Genomic DNA, 1675 nt, shown 5'->3' with positions numbered 1-1675 from the left:
TCCAAGTAGGAGGGGCGCTTGTCTGCACCTGCTTCTGTTCTGTCGTTGCTGGTCTACTGCTCCCCATGTCACAATTCCTTCCTATAATAAAGCATACCTATGCTATAGCCTTGCTTGGTTAGTGCACGCTTCCAACCTAAACGACCCAAGATCTCCATTTCAGAAGCACCATTCTCACGCGCCCAATCCTCTACAAATTTCAAATTATCAACTTGATCAAGAACGCCCTTGCCACTACATTCACAAATCAGTGCGCGCTTCTTTCCTAAAACTGTCTGCTGTATCTGGGTCGTGAATGCCGCTAAAAAGCGCTCGTCGTCATCCAAAACAAGCCATAACTGTTTCTTGCCACTGCAAATCGCTTCAATCAGTTCCTGCAACGTGATTTCATGTTTGAAACGCTCTACATACTCTCTAAAGGATGCAATGATGTCTTCCAGATAAGGCGCTATACGCTCCATATCCCAAGACGTGGTCAAAAAGACTTTTGCCATTACCCTCTGCCTAAAGGACGTAAATCCACATTAAATCCTGTGATTTGGTTCCAATGAACACCTTCAGGAATACGCAATTTAAAGCGGTGATAACGATTGCGCGAACGACCGTGATAAGCACCCGTGACATACGAACACACCCTCTCCTTGTGCCATATGATCGGCGTCTGATTATTGCGAAGCCGACGCTCTCCAATGCTTAAAAGACCTTCCGTCGTATCAACTTCGGCAAACATCTTCGTAATAAAGTTAAAACTTCCATCCGGTGCCCCCATCTCTTGTGAAACAACCGTTGCCTCCATCGGGGCTCCCGTAAACATAACAAGCCGATTGTTATCATCAAAAGCACCAAGCATTGGCGCGCCACTTTGCCAACGAGGGCTGTCTAAAGAAGCCGGCAATGCCTCAAGATTGATCGAAATCTCATCTAACTGTTCTAAAGTATAACCTGTCGTAAACACTGGAAAGAACGTGAAAGGCTTCCCTTGTAGCGTCGACCATTTCTGCAATCCCCAATCATAGACAAAGGTCGTTTGCTCGTTATTGCCTCTCTTTAAGGACCAGTAAATCCGGTTATCAATGGGGTCTATAACCCCTTGCATCTCATCAAGAGCAAACTTATCAAATGTTTTAAAAACCGTTCTATCAACCTTTTCAAAACCTATCGGTAAAAGTTGACCATCCAAACTCATCTGATAAAAACCACCATCACCTGCAAAAAAAGCATCACTCCCTCGACACGCTATAGAGGCTGCACTGCGCGCTCCACGCTTGTCTTGGATCTTTTGAAAAGCAAACGGGCTCTTGGAACCTAACGTCAAAGAACCAGCATAAATAGCAGAACGAAGAAAAATAAGGGGATTGGTTGTTTCTGTTGCCCCCTGAACGTATTCTCCATCTTGGAAATCCATATAACCACTAACATTATATTGAGTCTCCCATAGAGTTTCATCGCCTTCTCCAGACCAATGAATGCGATTGGGATTATCTGTCAATTGCATCAAACAAACAAAAGGTCCCCAAACCTTCACCAATCCCGCTTTCGGTGGATTTCCTTCTAAATCTTCAAACCGTTCAGAACTAAGGACCTTGAAAACTTGCGGTTTATCATTTTTATTCACCGCAATAACCATGTTTTTAAAAAGAGCAAACGACCATTTATTCTCTTCATTTGCTTGATA

Annotated in this window: 2 protein-coding genes; both read right to left on the bottom strand. The window is 43.9% G+C overall.

Annotation, left to right across the window (positions count from 1 at the left end; translation table 11 throughout):
* Nucleotides 1-68: 68 nt before the first annotated feature.
* Nucleotides 69-494 carry a hypothetical protein gene (locus ACFILA_RS09415; RefSeq protein ID WP_273791515.1) on the bottom strand — a complete coding sequence of 142 codons (426 nt, stop codon included), beginning with the start codon at nt 492-494 and terminating at the stop codon, nt 69-71.
* Nucleotides 494-1675, bottom strand: a 1182-nt coding sequence (locus ACFILA_RS09410; RefSeq protein ID WP_375661112.1) for a hypothetical protein, incomplete at its 5' end; no start/stop codon positions are given. The genes ACFILA_RS09410 and ACFILA_RS09415, both read right to left, overlap by 1 nt.

Source organism: Bartonella sp. CL71SXKL (genome assembly GCF_042194935.1).
Taxonomy (GTDB): domain Bacteria; phylum Pseudomonadota; class Alphaproteobacteria; order Rhizobiales; family Rhizobiaceae; genus Bartonella.
Note: the sequence above shows the minus strand (reverse complement) of the source record. Positions and strands in the feature narration are given on the sequence as shown.

Coding starts and splice junctions, on each gene's coding strand:
- ACFILA_RS09415 (WP_273791515.1), bottom strand. CDS start 494: ATGGCAAAAGTCTTTTTGACCACGTCTTGGGATATGGAGCGTATAGCG.